Annotated in this window: 12 protein-coding genes; 4 read left to right on the top strand and 8 right to left on the bottom strand. The window is 62.9% G+C overall.

Annotated elements, in window-relative coordinates; all coding sequences use genetic code 11:
* Positions 1 to 137: 137 nt before the first annotated feature.
* Entirely contained in the window at positions 138 to 2,015 is a 1,878-nt protein-coding gene (locus tag LKX83_RS22610) for a GGDEF domain-containing protein (RefSeq protein WP_227885099.1), read from the top strand.
* 68 nt (positions 2,016 to 2,083) lie between these two features.
* Positions 2,084 to 3,340, top strand: a complete 1,257-nt coding sequence (locus LKX83_RS22605) for an EAL domain-containing protein (protein ID WP_227885098.1) — start codon at positions 2,084 to 2,086, stop codon at positions 3,338 to 3,340.
* A gap of 22 nt (positions 3,341 to 3,362) precedes the next feature.
* On the opposite strand, the gene LKX83_RS22600 is transcribed toward LKX83_RS22605, so the two are convergent.
* The 8 genes from LKX83_RS22600 to LKX83_RS22565 all read right to left on the bottom strand — a co-directional run bounded on the left by LKX83_RS22600 (position 3,363) and on the right by LKX83_RS22565 (position 11,322).
* A complete protein-coding gene (locus tag LKX83_RS22600; RefSeq protein WP_227885097.1) occupies positions 3,363 to 5,654 on the bottom strand; it encodes a stalk domain-containing protein in 2,292 nt (763 codons plus the stop codon).
* 22 nt (positions 5,655 to 5,676) lie between these two features.
* Positions 5,677 to 6,027 (bottom strand): EamA family transporter, encoded by a 351-nt coding sequence (locus tag LKX83_RS22595; RefSeq protein WP_227885096.1) that lies wholly within the window; start codon positions 6,025 to 6,027, stop codon positions 5,677 to 5,679.
* Positions 6,024 to 6,428 carry a DUF2304 domain-containing protein gene (locus tag LKX83_RS22590; protein ID WP_227885095.1) on the bottom strand — a complete coding sequence of 135 codons (405 nt, stop codon included), beginning with the start codon at positions 6,426 to 6,428 and terminating at the stop codon, positions 6,024 to 6,026. Before LKX83_RS22590 ends, LKX83_RS22595 begins: the two co-directional genes overlap by 4 nt.
* A complete protein-coding gene (locus LKX83_RS22585; protein WP_227885094.1) occupies positions 6,418 to 7,140 on the bottom strand; it encodes a glycosyltransferase family 2 protein in 723 nt (240 codons plus the stop codon). The genes LKX83_RS22590 and LKX83_RS22585 overlap by 11 nt, the downstream gene beginning before the upstream one ends.
* Positions 7,137 to 8,393 (bottom strand): ArnT family glycosyltransferase, encoded by a 1,257-nt coding sequence (locus LKX83_RS22580; RefSeq protein ID WP_227885093.1) that lies wholly within the window; start codon positions 8,391 to 8,393, stop codon positions 7,137 to 7,139. Before LKX83_RS22580 ends, LKX83_RS22585 begins: the two co-directional genes overlap by 4 nt.
* A gap of 379 nt (positions 8,394 to 8,772) precedes the next feature.
* The gene (locus tag LKX83_RS22575) at positions 8,773 to 10,002 is read right to left on the bottom strand and encodes a sensor histidine kinase (protein ID WP_227885092.1); all 1,230 of its coding nucleotides are present in this window, start codon (positions 10,000 to 10,002) and stop codon (positions 8,773 to 8,775) included.
* A gap of 18 nt (positions 10,003 to 10,020) precedes the next feature.
* Complete coding sequence (locus LKX83_RS22570; RefSeq protein WP_227885091.1) at positions 10,021 to 10,722, bottom strand: response regulator transcription factor; 702 nt, start codon at positions 10,720 to 10,722, stop codon at positions 10,021 to 10,023.
* Between the two features lie 117 nt (positions 10,723 to 10,839).
* A complete protein-coding gene (locus tag LKX83_RS22565; RefSeq protein ID WP_227885090.1) occupies positions 10,840 to 11,322 on the bottom strand; it encodes a hypothetical protein in 483 nt (160 codons plus the stop codon).
* A gap of 272 nt (positions 11,323 to 11,594) precedes the next feature.
* Here LKX83_RS22565 and polA point away from each other — a divergent pair, with 272 nt between their 5' ends.
* Complete coding sequence (polA, locus tag LKX83_RS22560) at positions 11,595 to 14,288, top strand: DNA polymerase I (RefSeq protein ID WP_227885089.1); 2,694 nt, start codon at positions 11,595 to 11,597, stop codon at positions 14,286 to 14,288.
* Between the two features lie 246 nt (positions 14,289 to 14,534).
* Complete coding sequence (gene mutM / locus LKX83_RS22555; RefSeq protein ID WP_227885145.1) at positions 14,535 to 15,488, top strand: DNA-formamidopyrimidine glycosylase; 954 nt, start codon at positions 14,535 to 14,537, stop codon at positions 15,486 to 15,488.
* Positions 15,489 to 15,538 lie beyond the last annotated feature (50 nt).

Here is a 15,538-nt window from a genome sequence, read left to right as displayed (position 1 = left end):
CGTTATGTCGGCCGGAAATTGACACTGCGTTAACATGGCGAAAAACTTGTACAGATACGGACGTGCTACGTTTAAGACAACTAGGACGATTGGTCCAATACCTTCGTAGGAGCGGAACGTCGATCGGAGGCGGGACGATGGATAGCGACATCCGCGGGCGGCGCGCCCGGTTGAACGAAGCTGCACCCGATAAGAAGAAGCCGCCGGACGCGGCGAGGAGCGCGCGTTCGGCGGACATCGCGCTCGCGCGGGCCCCCGACGAGGAGAAAGCGAAGATGTGGGCGGAGGCCGAGGCGCGTTACGCGCCGATCGTGTCGCTGCTCGACGGCTCTACATACGGATACGAAGCGGTGCCTTACCGCAAGGATACGGGGACGAAATGGCCGGCGGAGGCGTTTTTCGCGGCCGCGGAGGCGGACGGCGCGCTCTATGCGTGCGATCGGCGGTTCCGCGAAGCGGCGATCCGGGGACTGCCGTCCGGACGGGGAGGGACGAAGCTGTTCCTGCCGGTGCCGGCGGGCATCGTGAACGAGGCCGGCATCGCTCCCGGATCTACGCTGCGCCGGATCGAGGCTGCGGGGCTTCGGCCCGAGCACGTCGTGCTCCAGTTCAGCTGCCGCTCCTTCGGGGAAATGGAGACGCTGCGGGCGGCGATGCGGCATTACCGGCTCCAGGGCTTCCGCATCTCGCTCTCGGGCATCGAGCCGGAGCGGGAGTCGCTGCGCCGAATGACGCTGCTGCGGCCGGATTACGCGCAGTTGGAGGGCGGCTGGATCGCGTCGGACGACGGCGCTTCGTCCCCGCCGGACGAACGCGTCTCGGCGGGCGCCGCCCTGGCGAGCCGCGCCGTGGACGAGAGTCTGCTGGGCGCGATCACGGCGCTCGCGCGCAAAGAGCAAATCGTCCTGATCGTGAACGGCATCTCGGACGAGGCGCAACTCGCGCCGCTCGTCGCGGCCGGCGTCGGCTACGGCCGCGGCCGCTGGATCGGCGACGCGCGCGCCGCTCCGGGCACGATCCCGGCCGACGTCGCGGCGCAGATCCGGCAGGAGGTCAGCCGACGCTACCGGGGCGCGGCGGGAACGCTGTCGGATTTGACGCTGTCCGTCGAGACGTTCCGCAGCGAGACGCCGGTGGCCGAGATCGCCCGCCATTTCGAGTACCAGCGCGAGGCGCACGGCTTTATCATCGCGGAGGAGGGACGCCCGGTCGGCCTCCTCATGAAGGACAAGCTCCATCAACTGTTGTCCGGCCAGTTCGGCCTCCCGTTGTACTGGAACCGCCCGGTCGGCAAGATCATGGATATGCAGCCGATGATCGCGGACGAATCGACGCCGATCGACCAGGTGTCCCAGATGGCAATGTCCCGGGAGCCCGACAAGCTGTATGACGCCGTCATCGTTACCCGGGAAGGGCGCGTCGCGGGCATCGCCTCGATCCGGGCGCTGCTCGAATGGGTCACCCATGCCCGCATGGCCGACGCCCAATGGGCGAATCCGCTCACGGGACTGCCCGGTAACGAGCCGATCCGGCGGGAGCTGATGCGCCGCGTCGCGGAGGGACGGCCGTTCGCGGTGCTGTACGCGGATCTGGACCATTTCAAATGGTTCAACGACCGCTTCGGCTTCCACCGGGGCGACGACGTCATCCGATACGCCGGCGAAACGATCGCCTCCTACGTCCGGGAGGCCGCGCCGGACGGGAGCTTCGTCGGCCATATCGGCGGAGACGACTTTATCGTTGTCCTGACTTCGCCCGATCCGGCCGCCCTCGCGCGCGGGCTGCTCGAGCGCTTCGCCCAAGGGATCGGCGCCTATGCCGACCCGGATGCCGGACCCGTCGTGGACCGGGAGGGACGGGTGGTGGACAGCGACGGCGTCTGCCTGTCGCTGGCTTTGCTCGCCTGCGAACGGACGGAGGGCTGGACGCCGGAGCGGCTGTCTGAACGGGCGGCGCTGCTGAAGAAAGAGGCCAAGCGGCAGAGCGGACATTCCCTCGCTTGGGAATCGGTGTAGCGGACGATCTTTCGGCAATCACATAGAGAATTGAATCAACATGGTGCGGAACGGTGGCGGAGCATATGATGAACGACAGATGGGAAGAGCGTCCGATGGCCGCAGCTTGGCAAGGCATGGACTTCGCGCGTTTCGGCGCGCGAATGGCCGAGTCGCCGGAGGGATCCGCGCGGCGCGAGGGAGGGTGCGGCTTTATCGCCATCGATCTCGCGGACCGTGAGGCATCGGCCGGCCCGGCGAGCGAAACGCCCGCCGAATGGAACGCCTGGCTGGCTTGGGCTTGTCCGAGCGAACGGCTCGAATATGCAGACCGCCTGGGCACGCACTTGTGGCTCTGCGCAGAAATCCCGCCGGACGGCCATGTCCCGGCGCACGAGTACTTGACCGGCATCGCCCGCGGCCTGCGCCGCCTGCTGACGGAGCATTGCGGCAGCACGCCTGGCCGATCTGGCGGGGCTTGGCTGCAGGACCGGGGCTTCGGTGTGGCGGCCTTGTCCGACAGAGACGGATTATCCGGCCGGGACGCCGTCTACGAGGCGCTATTCCACGCGGCCGGACAGCTCCGGCAATCCCTGCAGGAGCAGCCTCGGACCGAGCTGCGGGAGGAGATGGAGGAGCTGCTGCGGGCCGGCAGCCTCTACAGCGTCTATCAGCCGATTATCTGGCTCGGCGATCGTCGCGTGTTTGGCTACGAAGCGCTGTCTCGCTGTCCGGCCGGCAGCCGGTTCGGGAACCCGATGGCTTTGTTCGGCTACGCGGAGCGGGAGGGCTACGCCTTCGCCCTGGACCGGCTGGCGCGGGAAACCGCAATCCGCAGCAGCCCGCCGCTGAATCCGCTGCAGAAGATTTTCATCAACGTGACGATGGGCATCATGAACGACGACAGGTTCGTCTCGGGTCAGACGGTGCAATGGCTGCGCCAGCGCGGACTGCACCCGGGGCAGGTCGTGTTCGAGCTGACGGAGCGCAGCTCGATCGACGATTTTGCGGCAGCCAAAAAAATCCTTGGCCACTACCGTGGCCAAGGATACGAAATCGCGATCGACGATGCCGGGGCGGGGTATTCGTCGCTCCAGTCGATTGTCGAGCTTCGCCCCGACTATATCAAGATCGACAAGTCGCTTGTGCAGGATGCCGATCGGGACGAGATGAAAAAGCAAATGCTGCGGACGTTCGTGCGTTTCGCGAAGCGGATGAACATCAAGACGGTGGCCGAGGGCATCGAGCGACCGGAGGAGCTGCGCCTCGTCCGCTCGCTCGGGACCGATCTCGGCCAAGGCTACCTGCTCGGCCGGCCGCAGGAGCACGGGATGGCGAGCGGGTAAGCCGGGACCCGGCGCGGCCGGATCAGGACCGCAGCGGCGGGAGCGGCGTGAACAGGAAGCAGAACGGCAGGTTGCTGCCCGCGGCCGGGGTGATCTGGATCTCCACGGTCTCTTCGGCGTCTCCGGTCCGGTAAAGGACACTCGCCGAGTTGGTCGCTTCGCTCATGCCGAGATGCGCGAAGCTGACGGTTTTGCCGTTTACGAGCGCGGCTCCGCTGTACAGTCCGCCCCGCGGGTTAAACGAAATGAGCGTGCGGGGCGCCACGTGAAGGAGAACGACCTTGTAAAGGACGGCGTAGTTGCCGGAGTTCAAGGCTTCCGTCCCCTTGATGCCGTCCGTCCCTTGCTGGAACGGGTCCGCCGCGTTATCCGTGAGCGACAGCTTCGTCTGACGGGTGCCGACGACATCGCCGTAGGTGAACACCCGGGTCGCGTCCGCGAACGTCCCCCGGACAATGGACTGGTTCGGATCCAGCTTCGGCAGGTTCGGGAGCGAAGCGATCGGATCGCGGCTTGCCTCGACCAGGACGGCCGAATATTGGATCGACGCGTCGCTTTCGACTTCGCCGTGGAACGTGATGATGTCGTCCTGCCTCATCGGTTTGTCGCTCATATCGGCGAAGATCAGCTTGCTCTCGCCCGGCGCCAGCGTAATCCGCTGCCCCGTGCCGCCGCTCGCCTTGGAATCGAAGTAGCGCGCGACCGACATCCGGCCCGCCACTTCCGGGTACGGGGAAGGCCCCGCCATGCCGTCCGCGGTGATTTGCAGGTGCGCCTCCGTGGCGCCCGGATTTTTGGCGATGACGTAGAGCTTGGCGTTCCGGCCGGTTTTGTTTTTATGATGAAGCATGAACCGGGTGCTTCCCGCGATCGTGTCCTGGTACAGAATGCCGTCCGACGTCACCGACTCCGGTCCGCTGCTGCGGAACAGCGTCGTCGGCTCGGTCGTATACGCATAAGGCAGCGCCTCCAGATTCCGTACGGCTCCGCCGTCGATCGCATAGTTCGATCCGACCGGGGTGAACAGCTTGTAGAATTCGTCCGCCGCGTACAGCGTTTCGCTCGTGATCTGCAGCGTCTTGGCGTATTCGGCGGTACCTCCGCGATCGTCCGTCACGACAAGCGATACGGTCACCTGGCCGGGCTCGAAAAAGGCCATTTTATTGTTCGACCACTGACGGGCGACGATTTTCCCGTCGGGGTCGTAGCTCGTGTCGTTAAACGTGATCGGTTCGCCCATGCGGTACGTATCCTTGTCGGTCGTAAACTGAGCGACCGGCGGCAGATTCGGCGCGAGGACACGGATCGTCAGCGTGAAGGGATCGCTCCAAACGCCGGCGGCGTCTTGTACATAGTAGCTGACCTTGTAATCGCCCGGCAGGTCGAAGACGTCCCGCCGTCCTTCCCATCGGTCCGCAACGATCGGCAATCCGTTTGGCGATTTTGCCTGCGTCTCGTAGACGAGCTGGGTTTCGCCGGCGATGATCTCGCCTTTTTGCACGGAGAAGGAGGCGGTCGGCTTGCGCTGGGGCTTCAGCGCGATGGTCTTTTCCTGGTTATTGACGGTATAAGGTATTTTTAACGCTTGCGCGAACGAGACGAGCGGCACCATGAGCGCGCCGCGGTCATCGTAGGCGGCGCCCGCCAGCTTGCCTTGGACGCCGTTCAGCCGGTAGACGGCGCTGCCCGCCTTCAGGCGCAGCTCGGCCGAGCCGAAGCGGACGACCGTCTCTTTGGCTTTCGCGTCGTTCGCGATCGAGGCCCCGATCCGGTCGCTGAGGGCGCGGAGAGGGGCATAAGTGACGCCTTTCTTGACGACAAGGGGGCGGGCCGCTTTGTACGTGTTCCCGTTTTGCTCCATCACCGCGCTGTTCATATGTAGGATGAGATCTCCGATAACGGACGCGGCGAGTGAAGCGGGAGAAGCGGCATCGGCGGGCGGCTCCGCGGCCGGCGGCGTTTCCGTCGCCGCCGGGTCGGCGGGCGCGTTCGGATCGGTAGGCGCGTTCGGGTTTATTGGGGCGTTTGGATCGATCGGGGCATTCGGATCCGCGCGGGTGCCGGCATCCGAAGATGCGGGCGTCTGCGAAGCGGCAGGCGTCGCGTTCGGATCGGGCTGCGCCGCCACGGTAGGAGCGGCCGTCGCCCGCGGTTCGGCGGGTGTCGGCGTTGCGTTCGAGACCGCTCGGGACGGATCGTTCACGGTTTCGGTCGCGCCCGGAAGCGCGGATTCGGCAAAGGCAGGGACGGACGAAGAAAAGGTAGCGAGTGCAAGGGCGGCGGACAGGGCGGGTTTTTTCCAATTAAGCGACATGCTTCCTCCTAAGATGAAAAAGTTATTTGTAGGCGACGACGATAACACCGACGACGATGATAGCGGCTCCGATCCAGCGCGTAAGCGGCACCGTCTCCTGGAACACGCCCCAGGCGATCAAGATACCCAGTACGTAGGCGAGACTTTGCAGCGGGTACGCGGTGCTGAGCGGCAGACGCGAGAGAACGGCAAGCCACACGACCGTGGCTACGCCGTACAGCGCGACACCCAGCAAGATCAACGGAGACGTCAGCGTGGGCATCAGGTTTTGGAGCGTTAAACCGCCCGTCTTGTCCAGTCCCGTCTTCCAGACGAGCTGACCCAGGACGAGCAGCGCGATATTGAGCAGGAGCAGGCCGTAGGAGACGATCATTGGAGATCGCCGCCTTCCGCAGGCTGCGCAGCCGCTTCGATCTCCGCCGCCGTCTCGCGCTCGCCTTGCGACAGTCGCTGCTCCTGCAGCGCGACGGTCTGCGTCAGGACGACGATGCGATGGGTAAGCGAGGAGACGGCGATCGTCAGATGGAGCAGGATGAACAGTACCCCCGCGAGACCGAACAGGTACAACAGCGACGGCGCATAGGCGACGCCGATCAGCCGCGCGACCTTGTCGAGCAAGGAGGGGAAGAGCGAGAGCACCATCATGACGAGGCCGAGCAGCAGCCAGAGCATCGCGTACTGTTCCTTCAGCTTGCGCGCCCGGATCAGGTAGAGGATCCAGGCGGTAAAGCCGATGCTGAGAACGAAGCTGATCGTGAAGATGTCAAGCTTCATAACCCACGCTCCATTTCCGCTTCTTGGTCTTCGTGATCAAGACCGCCAGGATGACCTTGATCATGTAATAAACCGACTTCAGCGAAGAGATGCTGGAGGTGCCGGCCAGGCGTTCTTTCATGACGACCGGGACTTCCCGGAACGTCAAGCCGTGGTTGTCCAGCAAGACGAGCGCCTCCACCTCCGGGTAATCGGTCGGATAGTCCTGCGCGAACAGCGACAGGGCGCGGCGGCCGCAGAGCCGGTAGCCCGACGTCGGGTCGCTGACCTTGCGGCGGAGCAGGCCGGTGAGCAGGCGGGACAGCACCTCGATGCCGATGCGCCGGGCGAAGGTCGACTGAAATCCTTGCTTCGCCAGGAACCGCGAGCCGACGACCATGTCGGCCCCGCTCTCCTGCAGCGCCTTCAGCATATCGGCGAAGTCCGCGGGATTGTGCTGGCCGTCGCCGTCCATCTGCGCGGCATACGCATAGCCGTTCGCGGCCGCGTACCGATACCCCGTCTGCACGGCTCCCCCGATACCCAAATTGTTGCTCAGGTTCACGACCAGCGCGCCTTCCTCGGCGGCCAAGGCGCCCGTTTCGTCGGTGGACCCGTCGTTGACGACGAGGATGTCCGCGTACGGTACGGCATCTCGGATCCAGGCGATCACGCGGCGGATGCCGGCGGCTTCGTTGAAGGCGGGAACAATGATTAATACGTCGTTTCTCATCCGGCACTCCTCCTCGTCTCGGATGCGGCAGCCGGCTTCGGCCGCCGCAGGTTCGCCAGCGCCTTGGCCAGCGCAACGGCGATGAAGCTGTCGATGACGATGATCAGCGGCATGGCCGTAAAGTTGTAGCGGAATTCGGGCACGAAGGCAAGCCGCGTCACCGTGATGACGACCAGCAGCACCGCCAGCAGCGCGGCGGGCTGCCTCCACCGGTAGGCCAAGGCGAGGGTCGAGACGAGCCCCGTCCAAATGAGCAAGAGATGATAGCCGCCCCTCATCGGGATGACCGGATAGAGCGGACCGTGGCCGCTGCCGAAGAACATTGCGCCGTAAATGTATTTGAGCTTGCCGACCGTGTACCATTTGACGAACGTCCACGTATGCTCGGTAAAGCCGACGCGCAGCCGTTCCTTCGCGACTTCCATCTGCGTTTTGCCGTGCCGGTCGACGAGGCCGTCCTCGTAGTTCTTGTTCGGATACGTGCCGGCGGCGAACGGATTGACCTGCGTCGAGGCGACAACCAGTTCGTGCAGGCTGACGGCGTTGCGGATGACCCAAGGCGAGAGCACGATAGCCGTGCCCAGTACAGTCCAGGCGAGCAGCCTCAGCGTGCCGGCGAAGTCCCGTTTCCACAGCCACAAGAAGGCGTAGCTGGCTCCGATCAGGATCAGAAACTCGGAACGCGTCAGCACGGTCAGTCCCATCGCCACGCCGGCCAGCAGGGCGGACAGCTTCGTGCGCCGCTCGAAGGCGATCAATTGCAGGAAAACGTAAAGCGTAAAGAGCAGCGCCGCCATCGTTTCCGTCAGAATCGCGCCCGTCGTCCATACGAAGGGCGGATAGATAGCGGCTGCTAGGGCGGCGATCCACCCGACGGCCTGTCCGCCGAGCTTGCGTCCCAGCAGATAAATCAGGCAGATATTCGCCAGGCTCATGAGTACTTGCAGATAGCGGATGGCGGGATACGGATCGTGGTGACGATAATCGACCGCTTTGTAAACGGCGGCCATCAGGAGCGGGTAACCCGGCGTGACCTGGGCGTTCGGCTTCGTATCCTTGTAGGCGTAAACGCCTTGCTCGAGCAGTTGACGGACCATAATGTCGTAGTTGATCGTGTCGTGCGAAACTTTGTGAGAGACGGACGTGATAAAATCGAGCCTCAGGAATGCGGCCAGACAGATGATAGCGGCCAGAATGGCCAGCGACCAGCGGCCGTCGAGGCCGGCTCCGTCTTTTCTTGCAGCGATGCGCATGGCGGTGTCAAACTCCTCTCCGGGTCTTTGCGGGCGAAAACGGGCCGAGTGCGCCGTCCTCGCGAACAACCATTGCTTCGCATTATAGAAGCGAAAGCTTAACAACCGCCTTGGGCAGTTCTTAACAAATGCTTATCATTCTCTTAGAAATGGAGAGGGACGTTGGGCCCAAGCGCGGAGCCCTACCGAACTCTTACCCACTATGGCGGCGCTTGTCTCGTGGGGCAGGGAGGGGGCGTCAAAATGGCTTGGACCGGAAAATGGGGGACGGAGAAACGCTGCGTTACGATCATCTCTGTAAGCAAAAGGACCTCGTTTTCCGGTGGAAATGAGGTCCTTTTGCTTGTGGGGGGAAGTAGTTTGGCGTTGGGTGAAAATTTTAAGACGAGGGATCCGCGACGAGCGGGAAGCGCACCTCGAACGCGGTCCGTTCGCGGTCGCTCCGGGCAGAGATCCGCCCGCCGTGCACCTCGATGATGCTCTTGGCGATGGCCAGCCCGAGCCCGGTGCCGCCCGTCTCCTTCGAGCGGGACCGCTCGACGCGGTAGAACCGGTCGAAAATGAACGGCAGGTCGCGCTGCGGGATCGGCTCGCCGTAGTTGATGACCGAGACGACCGCCTGATCGTCTTCGGCCGCGATGGCGACGTCCACGAATTGGCCTTCGCGGCCGTATTGGATCGCGTTGGCGATCAGGTTGTCGAAGCTGCGGACGAGCAGGTCCCCGTCCGCGAGGATGTGGACGGTCTCCTGCGGAGCCGCGATCCGGCACGCCATCTCCGCCTGCTCCAGGCTCGGGACGAATTCCTCGGCAAGCTGGCGCAGGAAGTCGACGAGGTCGAGCTCCTCCAGCCGGAGAGGAAGGCCGTTGTTGATGCGCGTATATTCGAACAGGTCCTCGATCAGCTTTTTGAGGGTGATCGCCTTGCCGTAGGCGATATTGACATAGTGGCGCAGCTCCACCTCATCCTGGTAACGGTCCTGCTCGATGACCTCGAGGAAGCCGAGGATGGACGTGAGCGGGGTGCGCAGGTCGTGCGAGACGCCCGTGATCAGGTCGTTTTTCGTTTTCTCGGCGTTCCGTTCCTCCATGATGGACCGGTTGAGCTGCGCGGCCATCCGATTGATGCTTTCGGCCACCTTGGCGAGCTCGCCGGATTCGACGGGGATCGTCCGGTCAAATCGGCCTTCGGCGATCTCCTCGAGACCGCTCGTAATCCGCTTCAAGTATGTGGTGAGCTCGCCCGTCATCCGGTTGACGCTGCTCGCGATCTGCCCGAGCTCGTCCGATGTCTTGACGGGAATCTCGTAATCGAGCCGGCCGTCTCCGATTTCCCGCAGCGCGCCGTCGATCTCCTCCATGTAGCGGATCGTGCTCATGCTGAACGAGAAAAAAAGGAGGAAAAACACGGTCAACCCGATCACGACCATGGTGGGCAAGGAGCCGATGTTGTTGATGACCCAGCGCAGCGGTTGGATGAACGGGGGATACCCGATCAGGTAAGTGGCGAGCTGCCGGCCGATGAGCAGCAGGGCGATCGTAAGCGCCGCGCTGGACAAGCCGTACAGCAAAAACTTCGTGCGGATGGAATAGAGCCATTTCAGCCGCATGCGGAAGCCCTCCATTCCTCAATTTGCTTCCATCTTGTAGCCGATGCCCCAAACCGTCTTGATATATCGCGGATGCTGCGGATCCCGCTCGATTTTCTCGCGGATTTTCCGGATGTGCACCATGACCGTGTTTTTCGATTCCATGAACGGCTCGTTCCATACTTCCTCGTAAATCTTGTCCATGCTGAGCACGATGCCGCGGTTGACGGCGAGCAGCTTCAGGATGGCGAACTCGCGGGGCGTGAGCTTCACTTCCTGCTGATCTACGGTAACGGTATGGGTGGCGAAATTGATGACGAGGTCGTCGATCTGGATCTCGTCGCGGGATTCGGCGGGACGGTAGCTGAATTTCTTGTAGCGGCGAAGCTGCGACTTGACCCGGGCCATCAGCTCCAGCGGGTTGAACGGCTTGGTGACGTAATCGTCCGCGCCGATGCTGAGGCCGGCGATCTTGTCGATATCCTGGCTTTTCGCGGACAGCATGATGATCGGCATGTCCCGCGCCTCGCGGATTCGCATGCAGGCTTCAATCCCGTCCATGCGGGGCATCATGACGTCCAGGATGATCAGATCCACGTCGTGGGATTGCAGCAGTTCGAGCGCCTCCATGCCGTCGGAAGCTTGAAGGAGCCGGTATCCTTCGTTTTTGAAGTAAATTTCCATCAATTTGACGATCTCGCGCTCGTCGTCGACGAGCAGAATGGTCTCTCTGGCAGACATCGGTACCTCCCGTAAAGCTTTCAATCGATCGTTGCAAAGCCTTAAGCGCTGGCGCCCGGCCGTCAAGGCCAATATAGCATAACCCGTTCGGACCAGGGCTTAAATTCTTCTTAATATTCAAGACGTGGAAATGACGGCGGAGGGAACGCCTAGCAGCTCCAGCTTCCATTTCTCGTTCATCGCCAGGTATAGCCTGACGGTCGCCAGATTCATTTGCTGGGACCTGGTAACCGCTCCGCCGTCCATCTCGCTCAACAGCTGATCCAGCCGATGGGACAGCATGGCGATGTTGTTCTCGACTTGGCCCAACGTCAGGTTTTTGGGGCGCTGAATCGTCAGATTCGCCGCCTCCATCTTGACCGCGTCTATGCCGAAGTCGACGTTGAGCCCAAGCCGATCCGCCAACGTCCGCAGCGGAGCGAATGTCTTCCCGTCGATCACGACCGCGGTGCCGATGGCTTCTCCGCCGTACTGAAGCGTCCGCTCGCTCTGAACCCCCTTCCCGATCAGGCTGTCCAGCTTGCCCCGGCTGGCGCCGAGACCGAAGCTGATCATCGTGCCGATAATCATACCGATGAAGACGTAAAGCGCTTTTCTCATCCGAATCTTCCTTCCCATGGCAAGTCCATACTTATTTCAACGCGAAAAAGGTTCAAAGGTTCCGCGACTCGCGTCCCAGGCCGTCCGCCTTCGTGCGCCTCCCTCTCTCATCTTAGGTCCGAATGGCCGCGTTTAACCCCGGTTGCGAGCGTGCGCGCTGCAGCACCAAGCGCATGGCGCTGGATTTGTTTTCCAAACGTCGCTAGGGCATGTGCGAATATGGTATGATGTTTCTATTAAAAGAAGCTGCCGGATGGGGTGGATCGATAACGATGGCCAACGAAAAGACGACCGAGAACGGAACGGACAAGCTGCTGCTGATCGACGGCAACAGCATCATCAACCGCGCCTTTTACGCCATGCCTCCGCTTACGAACAGCAGCGGCATGCATACCAATGCCGTGTTCGGGTTTACGACGATGCTGCTGAAGGTGCTCGAGGAGGAGCGGCCGACGCATCTGCTCGTCGCTTTCGACGCGGGCAAGACGGTTTTCCGTCACGAAGGCTATGCGGATTACAAGGGCGGACGCCAGAAGACGCCGCCGGAGTTGTCCGAGCAGTTCCCGCTGCTCAAGGAGCTGCTGCAGGCATTTTCGATCCCGCAATTCGAGCTGGCGGGCTACGAGGCGGACGACATCATTGGCACGCTGACGCTGCGTGCGGAGGAGCAGGGGCAAACAGCCGTCGTCGTCTCCGGCGACAAGGACATGCTCCAGCTCGCCTCCGAACAGGTGACCGTGCTGCTCACCCGCAAGGGAGTCAGCGAGACGGAGCGCTACGCGCCGGACGAGATCGCGGAAAAATACGGCCTCACGCCGGCGCAGATCGTCGATCTGAAGGGCCTGATGGGCGATTCGTCCGATAATATTCCGGGCATCCCCGGCGTCGGCGAGAAGACGGCGCTGAAGCTGCTGGCCGAATATGGCACGGTCGAGGAAGTGCTCGCGCACGCCGGCGAGATCAAGGGCAAGCTGGGCGAGAACGTGAGGACGAATCAGGACTCCGCCCGCATGAGCAAAGAGCTGGCCACGATCTTCCGCGAAGTGCCGCTGGAGCAGCAATGGACGGAGCTGGCCTGGAAAGGCTACGAGGCCCCCACGCTCGCGGCGGCGCTGCGGAAGCTGGAGTTCAAGTCGCTCCTCGAACGGCTCGATCTGTCGGGCAGCACGGCGGGAGCCGATGCGGCCCAGGGCGCCCCCGCGCCCGCATTCGAGGCGGTGCTCGTGCGCGGCGCCGACGAATGGGCGGCGCTTTCCGATGCGTTGCCGCAGGCGGAAGCGCTGTTGGTCGAAGCCGGCGGGGACAACCCGCATCAGAGCGAAGGGATCGGACTGGCCGTCGTTTGCGGCGAGCGGGTGTTCGTCGTGCCCTATGCGCGTCTGGGCGAGCCCGATGCGGGACCGCTGAGAGCGTGGCTCGCGGACGAGAAGATCGACAAGCGCGGCTACGACCTGCATCGCGCCGAGCTCGTGCTCGCGCGGAGCGGCATCGCGCTGCGCGGCCAGACGTTCTGCATGCAGCTCGCGGCTTACTTGCTCGACCCGACGGAGGCCGATCCGTCGCTCACCGGCTTGCTGTCGCGGTATGGCCTGGCCGGCGTGCCGTCGGACGAGTCCGTCTACGGCAAGGGCGCGAAGTTCCGCGTCCCGGACGAAGAGACGTTGGCGACGCATCTGGCGGCCAAAGCCGACGCCGTCCGCCGGCTCGCCGACCCGCTCGCCGCGGCGTTGGAGGAGGCGGGCATGCAGCGGCTCTACTACGAGCTGGAGCAGCCGCTCGCCGTCATCCTGGCCGGCATGGAAAAGCAGGGCATCGTTGTGGAAGCGAGCGCGCTCGAAGAGCTGGGCAAGGAGTTCCAGAGCCGCATCGAGCAGACGACCGCGCAGATCTACCGGCTTGCGGGCTTTGAATTCAACATCGGCTCGACCAAACAGCTCGGGGACGTGCTGTTCGAGAAGCTCGGTCTCCCGGTCGTCAAAAAGACGAAGACCGGTTACTCGACCGATGCCGAAGTGCTGGAGAAGCTGGAGCCTTATCACGAAATCGTGCGGCTGATCCTTCATTATCGTCAGCTGACCAAGCTGCAGTCGACGTATATTGAAGGGCTGCTGAAGGAAATCCGTCCCGAGGACGGCAAAATCCACACGTATTACCGGCAGACGATCGCGGCGACGGGCCGGCTGAGCAGCCAGTACCCGAACCTGCAAAATATTCCGATCCGGATGGAGGAAGGCCGCCAGATCCGCAAGGCGTTCGTTCCTTCCGAGCCCGGCTGGCTTATCCTCGCGGCGGACTATTCGCAGATCGAGCTGCGCGTGCTCGCGCACATTTCCGGGGACGAGGGACTGAAGGAAGCGTTCCGCAAGGAGATGGACGTCCATACGAAGACGGCCATGGACGTGTTCGGCGTACCGGCCGATCAGGTGGACGCCAACATGCGCCGCCAGGCGAAGGCGGTCAACTTCGGCATCGTTTACGGCATTAGCGACTACGGCCTTTCGCAAAACCTGCACATCACGCGGAAGGAAGCCGCCGCGTTTATCGAGCAGTACTTCAACGCCTTCCCGGGCGTGCGCCGCTATATGGACGATATCGTCGAACAAGCCAAACGGGACGGCTACGTGAAGACGCTGCTGGAGCGCCGCCGCTACTTGCCGGACATCCGCTCGTCGAATTTCAATTTGCGCTCCTTTGCCGAGCGGACGGCGATGAATACGCCGATCCAGGGCACGGCCGCCGACATCATCAAGCTCGCGATGGTGCGGATGGACGAGGCGCTCCGCGAGCGCGGGCTGAAGAGCCGCATGCTCCTGCAGGTACACGACGAACTCGTGTTCGAGGTGCCGCCGGAGGAGCTGGAGACGATGCGCGAGCTCGTACCGACGGTGATGGCTCAGGCGCTGACGCTGGACGTGCCGCTGCTCGCCGAGGTGAGTGCGGGCGTCAATTGGTACGAAGCAAAATAAAGGGCGAAACGGAAGAAGGGCCGGCCAGCGCGTTTCAGGAAAAGGAGGCGTTTTTTGCCTTCAGATGGTACAATGGGTGGCAGGTCCTTTGACCGTTGCATTCTGCGGGAACGACGATACGAGTCATGGGGGCGGAGCAAGTCGGGCCGCCCCTGTTGCCTTTCGGATAGAACATTTAATGTCGTGAATCAAATCGATGATCTCCGCGTCAGCTCGTTGGCGGACAACAAGAAAGAGGTGAAGGAAATGCCTGAATTGCCGGAGGTCGAGACGGTGAGACGGACCCTCGAGCAGCTGATCGTCGGCAAGACGATCCGCGAGGTGACCGTTCGCCTGCCTCGCATCCTGCAGCGGCCGGACGATCCGTTCGCGTTTGCCGCGATGCTGGAAGGACGGACGTTCACGTCCGTCGAGCGCAGAGGAAAGTTTTTACGTCTCGTGATGGACGGGCTCGTGCTCGTGTCGCATCTGCGCATGGAAGGCCGGTACGGGCTGCATCACACGGACGACCCGCTGGGCAAGCATACGCACGTCATTTTTCATTTTACGGACGGGACGGAGCTGCGGTATACCGACGTGCGCCAGTTCGGGACGATGCATCTGTTTGCCCCCGGAGAAGAATTCGAAGCGCCGCCGCTGCGAAAGCTGGGCCTCGAGCCGTTGGACGAGACGTTTACGCCGGAGGCGTTCCGGCGGGCGCTCGGCAAGCGGACGACAAAGATCAAGCCGCTGCTGCTGAATCAGGAAATGATCGTGGGTTTGGGGAATATATATGTGGACGAAGCGCTGCATGTCGCCGGCATCCATCCCGAGCGGCGGGCGGATGCGCTTACGCGCGGAGACCTGAATCGGCTGCACGCCTCGATCGTCGCTACGCTGGCGGACGCCGTCGAAGCCGGCGGATCCTCGATCAAGTCGTACGTCAACGGACAAGGCGAAATGGGCATGTTCCAGCATCGACTCAAAGCCTACGGGCGTACCGGCGAGCCTTGCGAACGATGCGGCCAGCCAATCGTGAAGACGGTGGTCGGCGGCCGGGGGACGCATGCCTGCCTCCGCTGCCAAAAGCCGCCGAGAAGGGCGAGCCATCCCGCGAGCGCGTCGAGCGCCGCCGCGTCCAAACGCTATGGCCACGGGAGCGTCGCACCCGGCACGAACGCCGTCAAACGCCGGTTGGACGGAGATACGGCCGTAGAATAGAAGAATCCGGGGCATTCGCCCTCCTCCATGCATAGGATGAACGGAGCCGA

The sequence above is a fragment of the Cohnella baijiui genome (assembly GCF_020731285.1).
Taxonomy (GTDB): domain Bacteria; phylum Bacillota; class Bacilli; order Paenibacillales; family Paenibacillaceae; genus Cohnella.
The sequence above is the reverse complement of the archived record's forward strand: the minus strand, read 5'-3'. Positions and strand labels throughout refer to the sequence as shown.

What these genes read in the sequence shown, in the direction of transcription:
- LKX83_RS22580 (WP_227885093.1), bottom strand. Translation starts at nt 8,393, where the DNA reads ATGCGCATCGCTGCAAGAAAAGACGGAGCCGGCCTCGACGGCCGCTGG.
- LKX83_RS22605 (WP_227885098.1), top strand. Translation starts at nt 2,084, where the DNA reads ATGAACGACAGATGGGAAGAGCGTCCGATGGCCGCAGCTTGGCAAGGC.
- LKX83_RS22585 (WP_227885094.1), bottom strand. Translation starts at nt 7,140, where the DNA reads ATGAGAAACGACGTATTAATCATTGTTCCCGCCTTCAACGAAGCCGCC.
- LKX83_RS22600 (WP_227885097.1), bottom strand. Translation starts at nt 5,654, where the DNA reads ATGTCGCTTAATTGGAAAAAACCCGCCCTGTCCGCCGCCCTTGCACTC.
- LKX83_RS22570 (WP_227885091.1), bottom strand. Translation starts at nt 10,722, where the DNA reads ATGTCTGCCAGAGAGACCATTCTGCTCGTCGACGACGAGCGCGAGATC.
- LKX83_RS22590 (WP_227885095.1), bottom strand. Translation starts at nt 6,428, where the DNA reads ATGAAGCTTGACATCTTCACGATCAGCTTCGTTCTCAGCATCGGCTTT.
- LKX83_RS22575 (WP_227885092.1), bottom strand. Translation starts at nt 10,002, where the DNA reads ATGCGGCTGAAATGGCTCTATTCCATCCGCACGAAGTTTTTGCTGTAC.
- LKX83_RS22565 (WP_227885090.1), bottom strand. Translation starts at nt 11,322, where the DNA reads ATGAGAAAAGCGCTTTACGTCTTCATCGGTATGATTATCGGCACGATG.
- polA (WP_227885089.1), top strand. Translation starts at nt 11,595, where the DNA reads ATGGCCAACGAAAAGACGACCGAGAACGGAACGGACAAGCTGCTGCTG.
- LKX83_RS22610 (WP_227885099.1), top strand. Translation starts at nt 138, where the DNA reads ATGGATAGCGACATCCGCGGGCGGCGCGCCCGGTTGAACGAAGCTGCA.
- mutM (WP_227885145.1), top strand. Translation starts at nt 14,535, where the DNA reads ATGCCTGAATTGCCGGAGGTCGAGACGGTGAGACGGACCCTCGAGCAG.
- LKX83_RS22595 (WP_227885096.1), bottom strand. Translation starts at nt 6,027, where the DNA reads ATGATCGTCTCCTACGGCCTGCTCCTGCTCAATATCGCGCTGCTCGTC.